Origin of the sequence: Bradyrhizobium sp. USDA 327 (genome assembly GCF_041262065.1) — a bacterium.
In the GTDB taxonomy this organism is placed as follows: Bacteria; Pseudomonadota; Alphaproteobacteria; order Rhizobiales; family Xanthobacteraceae; genus Bradyrhizobium; species Bradyrhizobium liaoningense.
The window spans coordinates 1,498,355-1,516,579 of the sequence record NZ_JBGCCW010000001.1 but is presented as its reverse complement, the minus strand read 5'-3'; the positions used below and the strand labels follow the sequence as shown (position 1 = coordinate 1,516,579).

Sequence of the window (18,225 nt, the reverse complement as noted above, 5' to 3'; positions counted from 1 at the left end):
TGTAGCCTAGATGAGCGAAGCGACATCCGGGACTTTACTCTCATCGTCCCGGGTATCGCTTCGCTCACCCGGGCTACGAAGTGTCAAATCCGCCGACCCGCCTGCTCCCAATAGGGATCGCGCAGGCGGCGCTTGAAGATCTTGCCGGAGTCTTCGCGCGGCAAGCTGCTGCGGATCTCGATGTGCTTGGGCACCTTGTAGTCGGCGAGCGAGCTCTTCAGTCGCGCGCGGACTTCGGCTTCATCGAGCGTGACACCGGCTTGCGGCTCGACGACCGCCATCAGCGCCTCACCGAATTCGGCATCGGGGATGCCGAACACGGCGCAATCATGCACACCGGCCACGGCATGCAGCACCGACTCGATCTCGGCCGGGTAGATGTTGACGCCGCCCGAGATCACCATATCGCGCTTGCGATCGCAGATGAAGACGTAGCCATCCTCGTCGATGTAGCCGACGTCGCCGGAGGTGATGAAGCCGTCGCGATCGATCTCGGCGCGCTTCTCCGGCTTGTTGTGATAGGTGAAATCGGCCATCCCGGCCATGCGCGAATAGATCTCGCCGATTTCGCCGACGCCCAGCACGCGGCCGTCCTCGCCCAGGAAGCGCAACTCGGCGCCGGGCGATATCCTGCCGACGGTGCCGGGCTTCTTCAGTGCGTCCTCGGAGGTGGCGAAGGTGACGGCGCTGGATTCGGTCGAGCCGTAGAATTCGTGGATCACCGGCCCCCACCATTCGATCATCGCGCGCTTGACGTCGGCCGGACATGGCGCGGCGGCATGGATGACGTGGCGCAGCGAGGAGACGTCGTACTGCTTGCGCACCTTCTCCGGCAGCTTCATCAGGCGGATGAACATGGTCGGCACCATGAAGATGGTGTCGATCTTGTATCGCTCGATCGCTTCCAGGAATTCCTCCGCCTCGAAGCGCGGCATCAGCACCAGTACCCCGCCGAGCTTGCCGGCGCGGATGCCGAAGGAGTTCGGCGCGGAATGATAGAGCGGGCCCGGCAGCAGCGCGCGGGCGCCGGGTTTCAGCCCATAGATCATCGCGCGCATGCGCTCGCCGGCCGCCGCCTGCTCCGGCGTCGGCGCGTTGCGGCGCACGCCCTTGGGATGGCCTGTCGTGCCCGACGTGTAGATCATGTTCATCGGCTGTGGCACCACCGGGCCGTCATAGGGCCGGTGCTGCGCGAGCCAGGATTCGAGACCGATCGCGAAGTCCGGCGTGGTCAGACGATCGGGATCGATCTTGTAGGTGGACAGGATCTCAGGTGGCGTCGGCACGCTGAGGACAGTGACACCCTTCGGTATCGCATCGCGCAAGCCGTGCAGCAGGTCGGCATGGCCGATCAGCACCGATGCGCGGGAGTCCTCGAGGATATAGTTGATCTCCTCCGGCTTGAAGTGCCAGTTGATGGGCACGCCATAGGCGCCGAGCCGCATCGCCGCGTAGGCGGCTTCGAGGAAGGCGATGTCGTTGCGCATCAGCATGCAGACGCAATCGCCAGGCTTGACGCCGAGCTTGGCGAGGCCGGAGGCGATGCGGTCGCTACGGTCTGCGACCTCGATGTGGGCACGGCGGCGCTCGCCGGAGACGATGCCGAGGAAGTTGGACGTTTCGCTCATTGTTGTTTTTCTTTGTTGTTCAGCGACGGTCTTAGTTGGTCGTCATCACCGGGCCTGTCCCGGTGATCCACGTCCTTGCCTCGTCGCCTTGGGCTAAGAACGTGGATGGCCGGGACAAGCCCGGCCATGACGGAGAGACTAATCCGCGAACTTCGGCGCGCGCTTCTCCAGATTGGCGCGGACCGCCTCGGTCTGGTTCGGGCTGCCGATCAGATTCTGCTGCTCGACGGACTCGGCGAGCAGCGCCGGGCCCGGATCGACCGAGAGATTGTTCAGCATCCGCTTGGCCGCGCGGATCGCGTCGGGGCTCTTGCCGGCGATCTCGCGCGCGACTTCGAGCGCGGCAGCGCGCGGATCGTCGCAGATGCGCGTGGCAAGGCCGTAGGTCATCGCCTCCTGCGCCGAGACGATGCGGCCGGTGTAGGTGAGATCGCGCAGGATGTCGTCACGCACGAGCGAGGCAAGGATCGGGGTGCCTGCCATATCAGGCACGAGGCCCCATTTGATCTCCATGATGGACATCCGCGCATCGGGGGAAAGAAAGCGCATGTCGGCGCCGAGCGAGAGCTGGAAGCCGCCGCCGAAGGCGACGCCATGCACGGCCGCGATTACGGGCACCGGAAGCTGGCGCCAGCCCCACACGGCGGCTTGCGGAAAGTTCGCCTGGCCATGCGTGCGCTTGGTGAGATCGCGATTTTCGCCACCCGGAATTCCGTTGCCACCCTTCTCCTTCATGGCGGCGAAACGCCCCATGTCGAGCCCGGCGCAAAAGGCGCGGCCTTCGCCCGAGAGCACGACGGCGCGTAGGCCTTTCTCCCTGGAAAGCCGCTCGGTTGCGGCGACAAGGGCCTCGAACATGGCCTGATCGAGCGCATTCATCTTGTCCGCGCGCACCAGTCGCACGTCGGCGACGCCTTCCGAGATCGAGATCGAGACGCGCTCTTCCATGGACGAATTCTCCCTGTTCTTGTTCAGTGCCGCTTTACAGGACGCTGGCAGCCGGATTTAGTCAATCGACCAATTAACTGACAATCCCTACGGGGGAAACAGCCATGTTCAAGGAAAATCTTCTCGCTGGCCGGAGCATTCTCGTGACCGGCGGCGGCACGGGACTCGGCAAGTCGATGGCGGCGCGCTTCCTCCAGCTCGGCGCCGACGTGCACATTTGCGGCCGGCGCAAGATCGTCTGCGACGAGACCGCGACCGAGCTGATGGATCGCCATGGCGGCCGCGTCACCAGCCACGGCGTCGACATCCGCAACGCGCTCGCGGTCGAAGAGATGGTCGAGAACATCTTTCGCGAGGCTCCGCTGACCGACCTCATCAACAACGCCGCCGGCAACTTCATCTCGCGCACCGAGGAGCTGTCGCCGCGCGGCTTCGATGCGGTCGCCAACATCGTCATGCACGGCACGTTCTACGTGACGCATGCCGTGGGCAAACGCTGGATCGCTTTGAAGCAGCCCGGCAACGTCGTCTCCATCACCGTGACCTGGGTGCGCAACGGCTCGCCCTATGTGGTGCCGTCGGCGATGAGCAAGTCGGCGATCCACGCCATGACGATGTCACTGGCGACCGAATGGGGTCGTTACGGCATCCGCCTCAACACCATCGCGCCGGGCGAAATCCCGACCGAAGGCATGAGCAAGCGCATCAAGCCCGGTGACGAGGCCGGCGCGCGCACCAAGGCGATGAACCCGATGGGCCGCGTCGGCACCATGGAGGAACTGCAGAACCTCGCGGTGTTCCTGATCTCCGGCGGCTGCGACTGGATCAATGGCGAGACCATCGCCATGGACGGCGCGCAGGCGCTCGCCATGGGCGGCAATTTCTACCAGCTTCGCGACTGGAGCGACGACGACTGGAAGACCGCGCGCGAGAGCATCATGGCGCAGAACGAGAAGGACCGGGCGAAGCGGGGGTGATGTCGTTTCGCGAGAGTGTGGCTACGTGAGGGACTAACACGTCCTCTCCACCCTCAGCTGTCGTCCCCGCGAACGCGGGGACCCATGACCACAGTGAGAAGTGTAGGGCGAGACAGGTAACTCCGAGACTCGCCAAACAACTTCCTGTGGCTATGGATCCCGGATCTGCGCTCCGCTTCGCTGCGCTTGTCCGGGACGACAGTGTGCCCTCTCTCGTATTGTCTTTGTTTGCGGATGACGCCACACTCCCAGGCACAAAAAACAAGACGTCACGGGAGAAACATGTCCACACAGCCATTGGCGAATCTCGCCGACATGGTGCGCGAGCGCGCGAAGAGCCGCGGCAACGCCATCGCCTACGAGTTCGAGGGCCGCACCACCAGCTTTGCAGAGTTCGATATCAAGACCAACAAGGTCGCAAACGCACTTCTTGCAATGGGCGTGAAGAAGGGCGACCGCATCGCCTATCTCGGCAAGAACAGCGACCTCTATTTCGAGCTCTTGATGGGCGCGATGAAAGCTGGTGTCGTCATGGCGCCGGTGAACTGGCGGCTCGCGGGGCCTGAAGTCGCCTTCATCGTCGACGACTGCAGGGCGCCGGTACTGTTCGTGGGACCGGAGTTCATCACGCTCGTCCGCCAGATCAGGGACCGGCTGCCCGGCGTGCGCACCATCATCACCACCGAGGGCGGCGCGCCGGAATGGCAGGATTTTACGGCCTGGCGCGATGCGCAGAGCGGGAACGATCCGAAGGTGCCGATCGACACCAGGGACATCGCGATCCAGCTCTACACCTCCGGCACCACAGGCAAGCCGAAGGGCGCGATGCTGAGCCACGCGAACTTCCTCAACCTGGTGCAGACAGGCAATGCCGAGGACAAGCCGGAGTGGAACCGGTGGTCGACCGACGACGTCTCGCTGGTCGCGATGCCGATCTTCCACATCGGCGGCTCCGGCTGGGGCGTGATGGGACTCTATCACGGCGCCCGCGGCGTGATCGCGCGCGAGTTCGATCCGACCAAGGTTCTGGACTTCTTCGAGCAATCGGGCATCACGAAATTGTTCATGGTGCCGGCGGCGATGCAGTTCGTGGTGCGGCAGCCGCGCGCGAGAACCGTGGATTTCTCGCGGCTGAAATACATGCTCTACGGCGCCTCGCCGATTCCCGCGGCGCTACTGAAGGAATGCATCGAGGTCTTCAAATGCGGCTTCGTGCAGATGTACGGCATGACCGAGACGACAGGAACGATCGTCGCGCTGCCGCCGGAGGATCACGTCGAAGGGCTCGAGCGGATGCGCTCGGCCGGCAAGGCACTGCCGGGCGTCGAGATCGCCATCCTGGACGTGGACGGCAAGCCGCTGCCGCCGCGCCAGGTCGGCGAGATCGCAACGCGCTCGGGCTCGAACATGGCGGGCTACTGGAACCTGCCTGAAGCGACCGCTGCGACGCTGCGCAGTGACGGCTGGCTGCGCACCGGTGATGCCGGCTACATGGACGAGGACGGCTATCTCTACATTCACGACCGCATCAAGGACATGATCATCTCGGGCGGCGAGAACATCTACCCCGCCGAGGTCGAGAGCGCGCTGTGCGACCATCCTGATGTGGCCGAAGCTGCCGTCATCGGCGTGCCCGACGACAAATGGGGCGAGGCGGTGAAGGCGGTGGTGGTGATGAAGCCGGGCAAGCAGGCGACCGCCACCGACATCATCAACTTCACCCGCGAGCGCATCGCCGGCTACAAGACGCCGAAGAGCGTGGAGTTCCTGCCGGCGCTGCCGCGGAATCCGAGCGGCAAGATCCTGCGGCGGCAATTGCGCGAGCCCTATTGGGCGGGGAAGGACCGAAGGGTGAATTGATCGCGCTCTATCCACGACGTCGTCCCGGGGCGCGCGCAGCGCGAGCCCGGGACCCATAATCACAGGAAGTGGTTTTGCGAAGACTTGGAATGCCCGGCTCGCCCCAAACCGCTCCCTGGGGTTATGGGTCCCCGCGTTCGCGGGGACGACTCGGAGAGAACGCGCGATAACTGCTAGTGCTTCCCCGGCCCCATATAGCCGAACAGGAACCCCGCCACTTTCCGCATCTGGATCTCCTCGCTGCCTTCGGTGATGCGATATCTCCGGTGGTGGCGGTAGATGTGCTCGAACGGCTTGTGGCGTGAATAGCCCATGCCGCCGTGGACCTGCATGGCACGATCGGCGGATTCGCAGCAGAGGCGGTTTGCCCAGTAGTTGCACATGGAGACGCGGTCGGAGAGCGTACGCTCGATCTGCTCCTCGGTGAGCTGGTCCATCTCCCAGGCGGTCTTGCGGATCAGAAGGCGCAGCATCTCGGCTTGCGTCGCGAGCTCGACCAGCGGGAATTGGATCGCCTGGTTTTCGGCGAGCGCCCTGCCGAACGGCTTTCGCTCGCGCGCGTATTTCACGCTCTCATTGATACAATAGACGGCCGCGCCCAGCGAGCTCGCCGCCTGGCGGATGCGGTTCTGGTGCACGAAGCACTGCGCCAGCGACAGGCCACGGCCGACTTCGCCGAACAGCGCATCCTCCGGCACGAAGACGTCGGTGAAGCTGACGCGCGGATGATCGGTCGGCATGTTGAAGGTCCACATGTACTCCTCGACCTTCACGCCATGGCTCTTCGCGGGCACCAGGAAGCAGGTGATGCCGCGGGCATCGCCGTCATTGCCGCTCGTGCGCGCGAACAGCGCACAGTGCGTCGCGACGTGCATGCCGGTGGTCCACATCTTCTCGCCATTGATGATCCAGCCCTTGACGTTGTCCCGCGTCGCCGGCACCGCGCGCGTCTCCATGTGGGTCGCGTCCGAGCCGTGATGCGGCTCGGTCAGGCCAAAGGTGATGCGGTACTTGCCCTTGATCGAACCGTCGATCATCGCCTTCTGGTCATCGCGGCCGTAGCGGTCGAGCATGGTGACGACGGGGAAATTGCCGACGATCGAGTGCTCGTTCTGGAGATCGTTGTGGAGGCCAAGCCCCTTCGCGGCGAAGTGCTCGCGGATCACGGCCATCCAGAGGTTGGACCCGTCCTTGCCGCCATATTGCTTCGGCACCGGAAAACGCAGATGGCCGGCAGCGTCGGCCAGATCCTTGGCCTTGCGCAGCAGCGCTTCCCATTCGTGGCGCGGCAGGCCGCCATTCTCGAAATCGGTACGTGCCCATTCGCGGCGGTGGTCGAAGAAGCGGATGTTGTCGTCCGCCTCTTCCAGCGGCTTGATCTCGCGTTCGATGAAACGGTCGAGCTCTCCGAGATAGGCGACGAGATCGGCAGGCAATGAGAAATCCAAAGCTTCTCTCCCGGATTGATTTTGTCGTTTTGCGTTAAGGCGCTAGGCGCACTCGTGCTTCGCACGATTAAGGTGAGAAGAGCGCGTGCAAGTCAAGCAAGCTGAGGCGTGTGGCGCGCGCAAGGCGCATTGCGCAATTCGATGGTGCTCTGCCGCCAGCGCGCGGTAGTATGTCGTCAAATATTCCTTCACGAGAAAATGCGGGAGCGCGCGATGGAGCTGAAATTCTCAAAGGTGGAACGCAAGGGGGCGATCACGATCGTCACGCTGTCGCGGCCCGAGGTCTACAACGCGCTGCACACCGATGCGCATTTCGAGCTTCAGAAGGTGTTCGACGATTTCTCTGCCGATCCCGAGCAGTGGATCGCCATCGTCACGGGCAGCGGCGACAAGGCGTTCTGCGCGGGCAACGACCTGAAGTGGCAGGCGGCGGGCGGCAAGCGCGGCTGGGACAAGGGCGGCTTTGCCGGCCTGACCTCGCGGTTCGACTGCGACAAGCCGATCATCGCTGCGGTCAATGGCGTCGCGATGGGCGGCGGCTTCGAGATCGCGCTCGCCTGCGACCTGATCATTGCGTCGGAGAACGCGACCTTCGCCCTGCCCGAGCCGCGCGTCGGCCTCGCCGCCCTCGCCGGCGGCCTGCACCGCCTGCCGCGCCAGATCGGGCTCAAGCGCGCCATGGGCATGATCCTCACCGCGCGACATGTCAGCGCCAAGGAAGGGCTCGAGCTCGGCTTCGTCAACGAGGTGGTGCCGCAGGGCGAGGCGCTCGCGGCCGCGCTGCGCTGGGCGGAGATGATCGCCAAGAATTCGCCGATGTCGATCCGGGCCTCGAAGCAGGCGATCCAGAGGGGGCTTGGGGTGTCGCTGGAGCAGGCGATCGAGGACCAGCGCGAGTATCCGGCGGTCAAGGCGATGGTCGCTTCGCAGGACTACATCGAGGGCCCGAAGGCGTTCTCGGAGAAGCGGCCGCCGAAATGGGCGGGGAAGTGACCGCGCTTTGCGCGGTCATTCCGGGGCGCGCCCGCCTGGGCGCGAGCCCGGAATCCATCGAACATCAGAGACGGTGGATGAATGGATTCCGGGCTCGTCGCTTCGCGACGCCCCGGAATGACGGAGGAGAGAGTGGCGCAGCCGTCTCAACATCGTCATTGCAAGCGCAGCGAAGCAATCCAGAATCGCGCCGCAGAGGCAGTTTGGATTGCTTCGTCGCAAGGGCTCCTCGCAATGACGGGGAGAGGCTTAACCGCCTCGCGATAGCTCCCGCTTGTACGAGGCATAGTTCGGCTGATCGACGGCGAGCTTGTCCATCGTGGTCGCCCAAAGGTGCTCGGCGAGGCCCGGTGTTGCGAGGTCGACCTCGCCCTTGGCGATGCGATCGGCAAGGGCCCGGTTGAGCTCTGTCACCGAGCCGTCCATGCCGAGCAGCGCGCGCAGGCGCTCCACTTCGGCAGCATCGCTCCCCTCTTCCCGCGTCAGCTGCCGCGTTACGAGATCGAGGATGTTGACGGCGACGCGCAGCTTGAAGGCCTGGTGGCCGGAGATCAGCGGCGTGATGTCGTTGCGAAGAAAATCGGCGACCGCTTTCGTCAGCTCGATCGGTGTCGGTTCGTCCTGCATCCGTCAGCTCCCGCGCGGCGCGAGCAGCCGCAACAGATCGATCTCGGTCTCGGAGGCACGGCGGCCGATCATGGCCCGCTCCATGGAATGGTCCGGGCCCTCGCGAAATCGCTGCATCATGCCGCCGCACATGATGCCCCAGCGCAGCGTGCCCATCACTTCCCAGAACTTGACGCGCTCGGGATCGACTTTTCGGCCTCCCGCCTCGTAGCCGGCGAACAGCTCCTCGCGTGTGCCAAAACCGCCGACCGGCTTGTCGATCTCCCCGAAGCGCCAGGAGTTCACACAGACCCAGCCGAGATCCTCCATGGGATCGCCGAGATGGGCGAGCTCCCAGTCGAGCACCGCACGCACACCGTCGGCGCCGATGATGAGATTGCCGTTGCGGAAATCGCCATGCACCAGCGTGGTCTCGGCCGCGGGACCGGGATCGTGGTCGCGCAGCCAGCGCAGCGCCAGTTCGAACACGGGCTTGGGCCAGTTCAGGCTGCGATAGTCGCGCTCGAACTCGGCGATCTCCTGGGTCGCACCCCGGCTGCGCAGCTCGGGCAATCCGTCCTGCGGCAGCCTGTGAAGAGCCGCAAGAATGCCGCCGATCTGCCGCGCCAGAAGCGGCCGCGCCGTGGCGTATTCGTCGTCGCGCAGGATCTTGCGCGCGATAGTCTCGCCCTCGACCCGCTGCATGATGAAGCCGGTGCCGAGATCGTCTTCCGGCACCAGCACATGCATCACGCGCGGCGACGGAACGCCGGCCTCGAAAGCGAGCTGCATCAGCTGCGCTTCAGCGGCAAGGCCCGCGGCGCGCGTTGGCGCCGCGCCATAGCCCTTCGGTGAGCGGCGCAGGATCGCGCCGATCGGTCCATCAGGATGCACGATATCGAAGCGCCAGGTTTCCTGGCTGGCGCCGCCGGACAGCTTGGCCGCGCCCGTGACGCCAGTCGCCCCGCTGCACCAGCGCCCGACGCTGCGCGAGAGCTCGTCCTCGATCATTTGCCCTTGAACTGCGCGGGACGCTTCTCGAGAAACGCGCCGACGCCCTCGCGAAAATCCTGGGTGTCGCCGGCGCGGAGCTGGCACTGGAATTCGAGATTGAGCTGCTCCTCGAAGGAATTTTCCGGGCTGTCCCAATAGAGCTTGCGGATCAGGGACAGTGCGACCGTCGGGCCGCTGGCGAGCTCGCGCGCGAGCTTCATCGCCTCTTCCATCAGCACGCCGTCATCGTAGACGCGGTTGACGAGGCCCCATTCCAGCGCCTTCTCGGCCGGAAGGCGCTCACCCATCAGCGACAATTCGATCGAGCGTGCCCGGCCGACGAGCCGCGGCAGGAGCCAGGTCGAGCCGCAATCCGGCACGAGGCCAATGCGGCGGAAGGCTTGCAGGAAATAGGACGAGCGCGCGCACAGGATCATGTCGCCGAGCAGCGCGAAGCTCATGCCGGCGCCCGCGGCGGGACCATTGACCGCGGTAACGATCGGGCAGTGCAGATTGCGGATGCGGCGCAGGAAAGGGTGGAAGCCGGTTTCCAGCGTCAGACCGGCCTTGGTCTTCTTCGACTGGTTGTTGCGGCCCTGGAGATTCGCACCGGTGCAGAACGCACGGCCCGCGCCGGTCAGCACCACGCAGCGCACCTCGTCCTTCTTCTCCTCGATCGCATCGAGCGCCTCGGCAAGACCGCCCAGCATGTCCACGGAGACCGCGTTCATCACCTCCTGATGGTCGAGCTTGAGGATCGCGACCGCGCCATCGAAATCGAGCGTGACGTGTTTGAACTGCATGGTTTCCTCGTCAGTTGCGGCCCGAGTCAGTTTCGCAGACCGGAATTTACTTTTGCCGGGCCGCATATTTGATTTTTGTCGCGACCTTGTCCATGGTGATCGCAGCATAGCAAGCAATCTTGTGCGCAGCGGCTGATGCTGCTCATGCCAGGAAGTCTTGCCAAGGACAGGAAACGCGCATGAACCTTTTCGACCTCTCCGGCCGCGTGGCCGTGATCACCGGCGGCAATGGCGGCATCGGGCTCGGCATTGCGCAGGCGCTCGCGGCCCAGGGCTGCAACGTCTCGATCTGGGGCCGAAATGCCGACAAGAACAAGACCGCTGCCGCGAGCATGGCCGGCCTCGCCGGCAAGGTCGACACCCGCGTCTGTGACGTCACCGACCCGGCCTCGGTCAATTCCGCGATGAAGGCGACACTCGATACGTTCGGCCGGGTCGACGGCTGCTTCGCCAATGCCGGCATCGGCGGCGGCGGCCGGCGCGCCTTCATCGAGCGCACCGAGGAGGAATGGCGCACGATGTTCGCGACCAATCTCGACGGCGTGTTCCACGCGTTCCAGGCCGCGGCGAAGCACATGACCGAGCGCGCCAATGCCGGCGATCCCTTTGGCCGTCTCGTCGCGACCTCGAGCCTCGCCTCGATTTTCGGCACTGCGCGCAACGAGCATTATGCGGCGACCAAGGCGGCGATCAACGCGCTGGTGCGCGCACTCGGCGTCGAGCTGGCGCGCCACGGAGTCACCGCGAACGCGATCCTGCCGGGATGGATCAAGAGTGACATGACGGCAGGACTCATGGCCAACGACAAGTTCATCGCCAACGTCATGCCGCGCATTCCGATGCGGCGCTTCGGCGAGGCATCCGATTTCGGCGGCATCGCGGTGTATCTGATGAGCAAGGCGTCGTCGTATCACACCGCGGATACGTTCGTGATCGACGGCGGCTATACGGCGTTTTGAGATCTCGCAGGATGGGCAAAGGCGCTCTTGCGCCGCGCCCACCCAAAGCCCTGCGAGGGTGGTGGTGGGCACGCTGCGCTTTGCCCACCCTACGGTTTCTGGTTTTTGAGCGCACAAGGGAATGGGCAAATGTTCTCACACGTCATGATCGGCACCAACGACCTCGACAAGGCCAAGACGTTCTACGACAAGCTGCTCGGCACGCTCGAAGTGCGGCCGGCCAGGGTCGACGGCCATCGCATCTTCTACATCACCAAGACCGGCGTGTTCTCGGTGTCGAAGCCGATCAACGGCGAACCGGCGACCTGCGCAAATGGCGGCACGATCGGCTTTGCCTGCAACTCACCCGAGCAGGTCGACAAATGGCATGAGGCCGGAGTCGCCGCCGGTGCGACATCGATCGAGGATCCGCCCGGCATTCGCCAGGGCCCGGGCGGCAAGCTGTATCTGGCTTACCTGCGCGACCTCGACGGCAACAAGATCTGCGCGATGCACCGCATGCCGAACTGACCAAGCCACCGCTGTCATGCCCCGGCTTGACCGGGGCATCCAGTACGCCGCGGCCTCTCGGTTCAATCACGACCGTCTCTGGAATACTGGATCCCCCGATCAAGTCGGGCGATGACAGTTGTGGCGCGGGCACATCCAACCTTCGGCACCATTCAAACAACATTTCAAACGACCTCGCGATATTGCATCGCGTGGCATGGCTCGCGTGACAAAAGCGCGCTCGCACTTTGGCGGCGCTGCGACTATTCTCGCGTTCAGCACAATGCTAGCGCTCCGGGAGGAACAATGACAAAACACGCCTACATTCCCCGCACCACCAACTACACCCTCAATCCCGGCGACGAGCTCAACGACCTCAGGATGTCGGATCAGGTCCGGCCGCTCTATGACCACGTCAAGAAGTTCATCCGCGACACCGTCGAGCCGATGTCGATCGAGTTCGCCAAGGCGGGCGAAGGCAAGGAGGATCGCTGGAGCTTCACGCCGAAGCAGCTCGAGGTGCTGGAGAAAGCCAAGAACAAGGCGAAGCAGGAAGGTCTCTGGAACTTCTTCCTGCCCGATGACGAGACCGGCCAGGGCCTGAAGAATCTCGACTATGCCTATATCGCGGCCGAGCTCGGCAAGAGCCCGCTGGCGTCCGAGACCATGAACTGCTCAGCGCCCGACACCGGCAACATGGAGGTGCTGGAGCGCGTCGGCACCAAGGAGCAGAAGGAGAAGTGGCTGAAGCCGCTGCTCAACGGCGAGATCCGCTCGGCCTATGTCATGACCGAGCCGAACGTCGCCTCCTCCGACGCCAAGAACATCTCGACCACGGCCAAGCTCGTCGGCGACGAATGGGTCATCAACGGCGAGAAATACTACATCTCCGGTCTCGGCGATCCCCGCTGCAAGATCCTGATCGTGATGGTGAAGACCAATCCGGATGCAGCGCCGAGCAAGCAGCAGTCGCAGATCCTGGTGCCGCGCGACACGCCCGGCGTCGAAGTGCTCGGCCCCATGTACGTGTTCGGCCAGGACCACGCCCCGCGCGGCCACATGCATATGCGCTTCAACAACGTGCGGGTGCCGAAGGAGAACATCCTGCTCGGCGAAGGCCGCGGCTTCGAGATCTCGCAGCTCCGCCTCGGACCGGGCCGCATCCATCACTGCATGCGTACCATCGGCAAGGCCGAGAAGGCGCTCGACCTCATGGTGCAGCGTGGCCTCACCCGCGAAGCCTTCGGCAAGAAGATCGCCCATCTCGGCGGCAACATGCAGATCATCGCACAGGCGCGCTGCGAGATCGAGGCGATGCGGCTGATGGTGCTGAAGGCTGCCAAGGCGATGGACGTGCTCGGCAACAAGGAAGCCCGCGTCTGGGTCTCCATGGTCAAGGCCATGGTGCCGGAGCGCGCCTGCAAGATCATCGACCAGGCGATCCAGATGCATGGCGCCACCGGCATCTCGCACTGGACCCCGCTCGCCGAAATGTATCAGGACGTGCGTCACCTGCGCTTCGCCGATGGTCCGGACGAGGTGCACTGGATGGTGGTCGGACGGCACGAGTTGAGCATGGCGTGATCCGCCTTCTCTCTGTTACCTCTCCCCGCTTGCGGGGAGAGGCAAAGACCTCGCACGGAGCCATCATGGACTACGCCGCCAGCGACCTGACGCCACGCGAGCGCTACAAGGTGCTGACCTCCTTCATTTTGCCGCGGCCGATCGCGTGGGTGACCTCGCTCGGGCCGACCGGCGTGGTCAACGCCGCCCCGTTCAGCTTCTTCAACGCCTTCTGCGAGGATCCGCCGCTCTGCATGTTCGCGGCCAACCGCAAGCCGAACGGTCAGGACAAGGACACGTTCCTCAACATCCAGCGGACCGGCGAGTTCGTGGTCAACCTCGCCGACGAGCCGCTGGCGAAAGCGATGCACGAGAGCAGCGGCGATTTTCCGCCCGATATCGGCGAGCCCGACTATCTCGGGCTGAAGCTTGCACCGTCGACGAGGATCGCGGTCCCGCGGCTCGCCGACACACCTTGGGCGATGGAATGCAAGCTCTGGAAACTGATCGACGTCAATGACGACCGCCGCCTCATCATGGGCGAAGGCATCCACTTCCACATCCGCGACGAGCTGTGGGATCCCGAGGCGATGCGGGTGCACATGGACCGCTATCACCCGATCGGCCGCATGTTCGCCGACCGCTATTGCCGTACTGATGATCGCGTGGTGTTCCCGGCGGCGGAGGGCGTGAAGGGGAAGTAGCCGTCGCGCTGCGCAAGAGGTGCGCCCCTCGCCCTGCCGCGAGCGGGGCGAGGTGAAGAAAGAGCGCGCCGCCTTACGTCGCAGGCGCGAGCTTGTCCTGTGTCTTGGTCTCGAAATCGCTCGCGTCGTGGCGTTCGTGGAGCTGGCTGGCGGGATCGCCGGAGATGCGGTTGACCATGCGGCCACGCTTCACGGCCGGACGCTTGGCGATCTGGTCGGTCCAGCGCTGCACGTTCTTGTAGTCCTGCACCGAGAGGAATTCGCCGGCGCCATAGACCAGCCCCTTGGCGAGCGCGCCATACCAGGGCCACACCGCGATGTCGGCGATGGTGTACTCCTTGCCCGCGAGATATTCGTTGTCGGCGAGGCGGCGATCCAGCACGTCAAGCTGGCGTTTGACCTCCATCGCGAAACGATCGATGGCGTATTCGATCTTGAACGGCGCATAGGCATAGAAATGGCCAAAGCCGCCGCCGAGATAGGGCGCACTACCCATCTGCCAGAACAGCCAGGACATCGCCTCGGTGCGTGTCTTGATGTCCTTCGGCAGGAAGGCGCCGAACTTCTCGGCGAGGTAGAACAGGATCGAGCCGGACTCGAACACACGGATCGGCTCCGGACCGGAGCGGTCCATCAGCGCCGGGATTTTCGAGTTCGGATTGATATCGACGAAGCCGCTGCCGAACTGATCGCCGTTGCCGATCTTGATCAGCCAGGCGTCGTATTCAGCGCCCTTGTGGCCGAGCGCCAAAAGCTCCTCCAGCATCACCGTCACCTTCACCCCGTTCGGCGTCGCCAGCGAATAGAGCTGCAAGGGGTGCTTGCCGACCGGCAGCTCCTTGTCGTGGGTCGGGCCGGCGATCGGGCGATTGATACTGGCGAACTGCCCGCCATTCTCCTTGTTCCAGGTCCAGACTTTGGGCGGCACGTAGGCGGGGGTGTCGGTCATGCGAGAGCTCCGGCGGAAAGATGCGTCTGCATTAATTAGCCCGCGAACGGCCGATGACAAGGCCTCGGAAATGCATTGCCCGGCGGGGCAACTCTACGTTTCGTCATGGCACCCCCTCCCCGACGTCATTCCGGGGCGCCCGGGGTTTCTCGCTTCCGCGGCCCCGGAATGACGAGCGTCATCTAGGACGCCGCCGCCTGCGGCTGCTGCCCGTGCTCCATCACAAATCCTTCGTATCCCTTCGCCGCGACCTCGTCGCAGATCCGCCGGTAGACGCCGACGCCGCCGATATAGGGCATGAAGATGCGCGGCTTGCCCGGGATGTTGGCGCCCATGTACCAGGAATTGGCCTGCGGATAGAGCGTGCCCTCGGCGACCTCGTTGACGTGCGCGACCCATTTGTCCTCGGCCTCCCCGCTCGCCTCGATCGTCGTGAGGCCGCGCATGCGCATGTGGGTCAGGCACTCGGCGATCCAGTCGACATGCTGCTCGATCGACACGATCATGTTCGAGAGCACCGACGGGCTGCCGGGCCCGGTGATGATGAAGAGGTTCGGAAAGCCCGCGCTCATCAGGCCGAGCAAGGTCTTGGGGCCTTCCGCCCATTTCTGGTTCAGCGTCTGCCCGCCGCGGCCCAGAATGTCGATCCTGGCGACCGAGCCGGTCATGGCGTCGAAGCCGGTCCCCAGCACCAGCGCATCGACCTCGTGGTCCTTCCCGGCGACACGCACGGCATTTGCGGTGATCTCTTGAATCGGATTGGTCTTGATGTCCACCAACGAAACGTTGGGCCGGTTGAAGGTCGCGAAATAATCAGTGTCGACGCAGATGCGCTTGGTGCCGATCGGGTGGCTGTTCGGCTGAAGCAGCTTCGCGGTGTCGGGATCCTTCACGATCTCGGCGATCTTGCCGCGCACGAAATCGGCCGCGGTGTTGTTCGCGGCCCGGTCGAGGCCGAGATTGTTATAGGCATACATGAAGGTGAGCCCGCCGCGCTCCCAGCGCGCCGAATACTTGGCGCGCCTGACATCGTCATTGTCATCGAGCGCGCCACGATCTGGCTGTTCGGTATAGATGCCATTGCGGGCGACCTCGCGGGCGAAGCGACGGATCTCCGGATAGTTCTTGCGGAACGCGCTGCGCTCCTCATACGTGAGCGCGGCGTTGCGGGCGGGAACGGAGAAATTCGCGGTGCGCTGGAACACCGTGAGATGTCTCGCCTGATCGGCGATGACGGGAGCCGACTGTATGCCCGATGATCCCGTCCCGATCAGGCCAACGCGCAGGCCCGTGAAGTCGACCTCTTCATGCGGCCAGTTGCCGGTGTGGTAGACGGGCCCCTTGAAGCTCTCCAGGCCCTTGATGTCCGGCTTGCGCGCGTTCGAGAGACAACCTGTGGCAAGCACGACGAATTTGGCTTCGACCGTCTTGCCGTCCGAGGTCGTCACCGACCAGCATGTCGCGCACTCGTCGAACGCGGCGCGCTCGACGCGCGTGTTGAACTGGATGTCGCGGCGCAGATCAAAGCGGTCGGCGACGTGGTTGGCATATTTCAGGATCTCTGGTTGCGGCGCATAGCGCTCGCTCCAGTCCCATTCCTGCTGGAGCTCTTCGGAGAACGAGTAGGAATATTGCATGCTCTCGACGTCGCAGCGCGCGCCGGGATAGCGATTCCAGTACCAGGTGCCGCCGACGCCGCCGCCCTGCTCGTAGACGCGTGCGGAGAAGCCGAGCCCGCGCAGGCGATGCAGCATGTACAGGCCGGCAAAGCCGGCGCCGACGACGACCACGTCGTAAGCTTCGGCGGCGCGGGCCGGGTTCGATTGCGCTGACGACATTGGCTGGCGCTCCCTGATTTTTCTGTTGTTATCAGCCAGCATTTGCTGTCGCTCTCGAAAGCGCAAGAGGCAAATCGGGCGGCTCTGGGCTGCTTATTTTATGCAGCGGAATGGCTCGTCCGCTTCGCGGCGCCTGCACGCAAGATGCGCGACCAAATCCTGCTTGGCATCGCGGATGGCGATGCGCTAGCGTCGAGCGGCTTCGCACGCAAAGCAAGAACAGCAACGCGAAGGCTGCTGCCGGGAGAGGGTCATGAAATCGCCGATCTGCGACATGCTGGGCATCGAGTTCCCGCTGCTCGCTTTCAGCCATTGCCGCGATGTCGTTGCCGCCGTCAGCCGCGCCGGCGGCTTTGGCGTGCTGGGCGCGACCGTGCACACGCCGGAGACGCTCGAACGCGAGCTGGCATGGATCGACGCGCATATCGACGGCAAGCCCTACGGCATCGACGTGCTGATCCCCGAAAACATCTCGACCGCGGGCGAGAAGGACGTCACCTGGAAGAGCCTGGAAGCGCGGGTACCGCAAGAGCATCGCAACTATACGCGCGATCTCCTGAAGAAGTACGACATCGAACTCACCACCACCGAGGTCGCGGACGACCAGCCGCAGCCCTTCGATGCGAAGACGGCGCTGGAATTGCTCGAAGTCTCTTTTCGTCATCCGATCCGCCTGATCGCCAACGCGCTGGGCGTGCCGCCGAAGGCGATGATCGAGATGGGCAGGAAACACGGCGTCCCCGTTGCGGCACTGGTCGGCGCCAAGGAGCACGCGCTGCGTCAGGTCGCAGCCGGCGTCGACATCCTCGTGGTGCAGGGCACGGAGGCCGGCGGCCATTGCGGCGAGGTCTCGACCATGGTGCTGGTTCCGGAGGTGATCAAGGCGATCAAGAAGATCCGCGACGTGCCGGTGCTGGCGGCCGGCGGCATCATGACGGGACGGCAGATGGCCGCCTGCATGGCGATGGGCGCGGCCGGCGCCTGGACAGGCTCGGTGTGGCTTGCGACCGTCGAGGCGGAGACCACGGAGATCTTTCGCGAGAAGATGATCGCGGCCTCCTCGCGCGACGCCGTTCGCTCGAAGGGCCGCACCGGCAAGCCGGCCCGGCAGCTCCGCTCGGTCTGGACGGATGCCTGGGACCGTGCGCCCGAAAGCCCCGGCGCGCTGCCGATGCCGCTGCAAAGCATCATCAGCCGCGACGCCTTCAATTCGATCGACCGCGCGGCGGCAGGCGGCAACGCCAAAGCGCGCGATCTCGTGAGCTACTTCGTCGGCCAGGGCGTCGGCCTGGTCGACAGCGTGAAGTCGGCAGGCAGCGTGGTGCAGGAGTTCAAGGAAGAGTTTGCGGAGGCCGTCGAGCACATGAATGCGCTGGTGGCGGAGTAGGTGCAGACCCTCATGGTGAGGAGGCGCGCAAGCGCCGTCTCGAACCATGAGAGCCCGCGGCCCATCCTTCGAGACGCCTG

General features: G+C 64.4%; 16 protein-coding genes. 8 read left to right on the top strand and 8 right to left on the bottom strand.

Annotation, left to right across the window (positions count from 1 at the left end; translation table 11 throughout):
- Positions 1 to 83: 83 nt before the first annotated feature.
- A complete protein-coding gene (locus ABIA42_RS06895) occupies positions 84 to 1,628 on the bottom strand; it encodes an acyl-CoA synthetase (protein ID WP_370114687.1) in 1,545 nt (514 codons plus the stop codon).
- A gap of 138 nt (positions 1,629 to 1,766) precedes the next feature.
- Positions 1,767 to 2,576, bottom strand: coding sequence for a crotonase/enoyl-CoA hydratase family protein (locus ABIA42_RS06890; protein ID WP_370114689.1), 810 nt, complete (start codon positions 2,574 to 2,576; stop codon positions 1,767 to 1,769).
- 104 nt (positions 2,577 to 2,680) lie between these two features.
- Here ABIA42_RS06890 and ABIA42_RS06885 point away from each other — a divergent pair, with 104 nt between their 5' ends.
- Together ABIA42_RS06885 and ABIA42_RS06880 are read left to right on the top strand one after the other, a co-directional pair.
- Positions 2,681 to 3,553, top strand: a complete 873-nt coding sequence (locus tag ABIA42_RS06885) for an SDR family oxidoreductase (protein ID WP_370114691.1) — start codon at positions 2,681 to 2,683, stop codon at positions 3,551 to 3,553.
- Between the two features lie 282 nt (positions 3,554 to 3,835).
- A complete protein-coding gene (locus ABIA42_RS06880; protein WP_370114693.1) occupies positions 3,836 to 5,413 on the top strand; it encodes a fatty acid--CoA ligase in 1,578 nt (525 codons plus the stop codon).
- Positions 5,414 to 5,586: 173 nt separating this feature from the next.
- Here ABIA42_RS06880 and ABIA42_RS06875 read toward each other — a convergent pair whose 3' ends face one another.
- Positions 5,587 to 6,861 (bottom strand): acyl-CoA dehydrogenase family protein, encoded by a 1,275-nt coding sequence (locus ABIA42_RS06875; protein WP_370114695.1) that lies wholly within the window; start codon positions 6,859 to 6,861, stop codon positions 5,587 to 5,589.
- A gap of 213 nt (positions 6,862 to 7,074) precedes the next feature.
- On the opposite strand from ABIA42_RS06875, the gene ABIA42_RS06870 reads away from it, so the two are divergent.
- Complete coding sequence (locus ABIA42_RS06870; RefSeq protein WP_370114697.1) at positions 7,075 to 7,854, top strand: enoyl-CoA hydratase-related protein; 780 nt, start codon at positions 7,075 to 7,077, stop codon at positions 7,852 to 7,854.
- A 249-nt stretch (positions 7,855 to 8,103) separates the two neighbouring features.
- Here the strand turns inward: ABIA42_RS06870 and ABIA42_RS06865 are convergent, their stop codons facing one another.
- Genes ABIA42_RS06865 through ABIA42_RS06855 form a run of 3 tightly spaced genes read right to left on the bottom strand, consistent with a single transcriptional unit; the run spans position 8,104 to position 10,256 of the window.
- Entirely contained in the window at positions 8,104 to 8,481 is a 378-nt protein-coding gene (locus ABIA42_RS06865; RefSeq protein ID WP_370114699.1) for a DUF6285 domain-containing protein, read from the bottom strand.
- Positions 8,482 to 8,484: 3 nt separating this feature from the next.
- A complete protein-coding gene (locus tag ABIA42_RS06860) occupies positions 8,485 to 9,471 on the bottom strand; it encodes a phosphotransferase family protein (protein ID WP_370114701.1) in 987 nt (328 codons plus the stop codon).
- Complete coding sequence (locus tag ABIA42_RS06855) at positions 9,468 to 10,256, bottom strand: enoyl-CoA hydratase/isomerase (protein WP_370114702.1); 789 nt, start codon at positions 10,254 to 10,256, stop codon at positions 9,468 to 9,470. The genes ABIA42_RS06860 and ABIA42_RS06855 overlap by 4 nt, the downstream gene beginning before the upstream one ends.
- A 179-nt stretch (positions 10,257 to 10,435) precedes the next feature.
- Between ABIA42_RS06855 and ABIA42_RS06850 the strand changes: the two genes are divergently transcribed.
- From ABIA42_RS06850 to ABIA42_RS06835, 4 genes are all read left to right on the top strand, one after another.
- Positions 10,436 to 11,215, top strand: coding sequence for an SDR family NAD(P)-dependent oxidoreductase (locus ABIA42_RS06850; protein WP_370114704.1), 780 nt, complete (start codon positions 10,436 to 10,438; stop codon positions 11,213 to 11,215).
- A 129-nt stretch (positions 11,216 to 11,344) separates the two neighbouring features.
- A complete protein-coding gene (locus ABIA42_RS06845; RefSeq protein WP_370114706.1) occupies positions 11,345 to 11,725 on the top strand; it encodes a VOC family protein in 381 nt (126 codons plus the stop codon).
- A 285-nt stretch (positions 11,726 to 12,010) separates the two neighbouring features.
- A complete protein-coding gene (locus ABIA42_RS06840) occupies positions 12,011 to 13,288 on the top strand; it encodes an acyl-CoA dehydrogenase family protein (protein ID WP_271528681.1) in 1,278 nt (425 codons plus the stop codon).
- Between the two features lie 65 nt (positions 13,289 to 13,353).
- The gene (locus ABIA42_RS06835) at positions 13,354 to 13,971 is read left to right on the top strand and encodes a flavin reductase family protein (RefSeq protein ID WP_370114708.1); all 618 of its coding nucleotides are present in this window, start codon (positions 13,354 to 13,356) and stop codon (positions 13,969 to 13,971) included.
- 73 nt (positions 13,972 to 14,044) lie between these two features.
- Here ABIA42_RS06835 and yghU read toward each other — a convergent pair whose 3' ends face one another.
- Both yghU and ABIA42_RS06825 read right to left on the bottom strand, forming a co-directional pair.
- The gene (gene yghU / locus ABIA42_RS06830) at positions 14,045 to 14,920 is read right to left on the bottom strand and encodes a glutathione-dependent disulfide-bond oxidoreductase (RefSeq protein WP_370114710.1); all 876 of its coding nucleotides are present in this window, start codon (positions 14,918 to 14,920) and stop codon (positions 14,045 to 14,047) included.
- Positions 14,921 to 15,102: 182 nt separating this feature from the next.
- A complete protein-coding gene (locus ABIA42_RS06825) occupies positions 15,103 to 16,758 on the bottom strand; it encodes a flavin-containing monooxygenase (protein ID WP_370114712.1) in 1,656 nt (551 codons plus the stop codon).
- Between the two features lie 253 nt (positions 16,759 to 17,011).
- On the opposite strand from ABIA42_RS06825, the gene ABIA42_RS06820 reads away from it, so the two are divergent.
- Positions 17,012 to 18,145, top strand: coding sequence for a nitronate monooxygenase (locus ABIA42_RS06820; protein ID WP_370114714.1), 1,134 nt, complete (start codon positions 17,012 to 17,014; stop codon positions 18,143 to 18,145).
- Positions 18,146 to 18,225: the final 80 nt, after the last annotated feature.

Excerpts from the sequence above, each read along its gene's own strand:
- ABIA42_RS06850 (WP_370114704.1), top strand. The coding sequence starts at position 10,436 with ATGAACCTTTTCGACCTCTCCGGCCGCGTGGCCGTGATCACCGGCGGC.
- ABIA42_RS06865 (WP_370114699.1), bottom strand. The coding sequence starts at position 8,481 with ATGCAGGACGAACCGACACCGATCGAGCTGACGAAAGCGGTCGCCGAT.
- ABIA42_RS06895 (WP_370114687.1), bottom strand. The coding sequence starts at position 1,628 with ATGAGCGAAACGTCCAACTTCCTCGGCATCGTCTCCGGCGAGCGCCGC.
- ABIA42_RS06855 (WP_370114702.1), bottom strand. The coding sequence starts at position 10,256 with ATGCAGTTCAAACACGTCACGCTCGATTTCGATGGCGCGGTCGCGATC.
- ABIA42_RS06835 (WP_370114708.1), top strand. The coding sequence starts at position 13,354 with ATGGACTACGCCGCCAGCGACCTGACGCCACGCGAGCGCTACAAGGTG.
- ABIA42_RS06870 (WP_370114697.1), top strand. The coding sequence starts at position 7,075 with ATGGAGCTGAAATTCTCAAAGGTGGAACGCAAGGGGGCGATCACGATC.
- ABIA42_RS06845 (WP_370114706.1), top strand. The coding sequence starts at position 11,345 with ATGTTCTCACACGTCATGATCGGCACCAACGACCTCGACAAGGCCAAG.
- ABIA42_RS06860 (WP_370114701.1), bottom strand. The coding sequence starts at position 9,471 with ATGATCGAGGACGAGCTCTCGCGCAGCGTCGGGCGCTGGTGCAGCGGG.
- ABIA42_RS06885 (WP_370114691.1), top strand. The coding sequence starts at position 2,681 with ATGTTCAAGGAAAATCTTCTCGCTGGCCGGAGCATTCTCGTGACCGGC.
- ABIA42_RS06840 (WP_271528681.1), top strand. The coding sequence starts at position 12,011 with ATGACAAAACACGCCTACATTCCCCGCACCACCAACTACACCCTCAAT.
- ABIA42_RS06825 (WP_370114712.1), bottom strand. The coding sequence starts at position 16,758 with ATGTCGTCAGCGCAATCGAACCCGGCCCGCGCCGCCGAAGCTTACGAC.
- ABIA42_RS06890 (WP_370114689.1), bottom strand. The coding sequence starts at position 2,576 with ATGGAAGAGCGCGTCTCGATCTCGATCTCGGAAGGCGTCGCCGACGTG.
- yghU (WP_370114710.1), bottom strand. The coding sequence starts at position 14,920 with ATGACCGACACCCCCGCCTACGTGCCGCCCAAAGTCTGGACCTGGAAC.
- ABIA42_RS06820 (WP_370114714.1), top strand. The coding sequence starts at position 17,012 with ATGAAATCGCCGATCTGCGACATGCTGGGCATCGAGTTCCCGCTGCTC.
- ABIA42_RS06880 (WP_370114693.1), top strand. The coding sequence starts at position 3,836 with ATGTCCACACAGCCATTGGCGAATCTCGCCGACATGGTGCGCGAGCGC.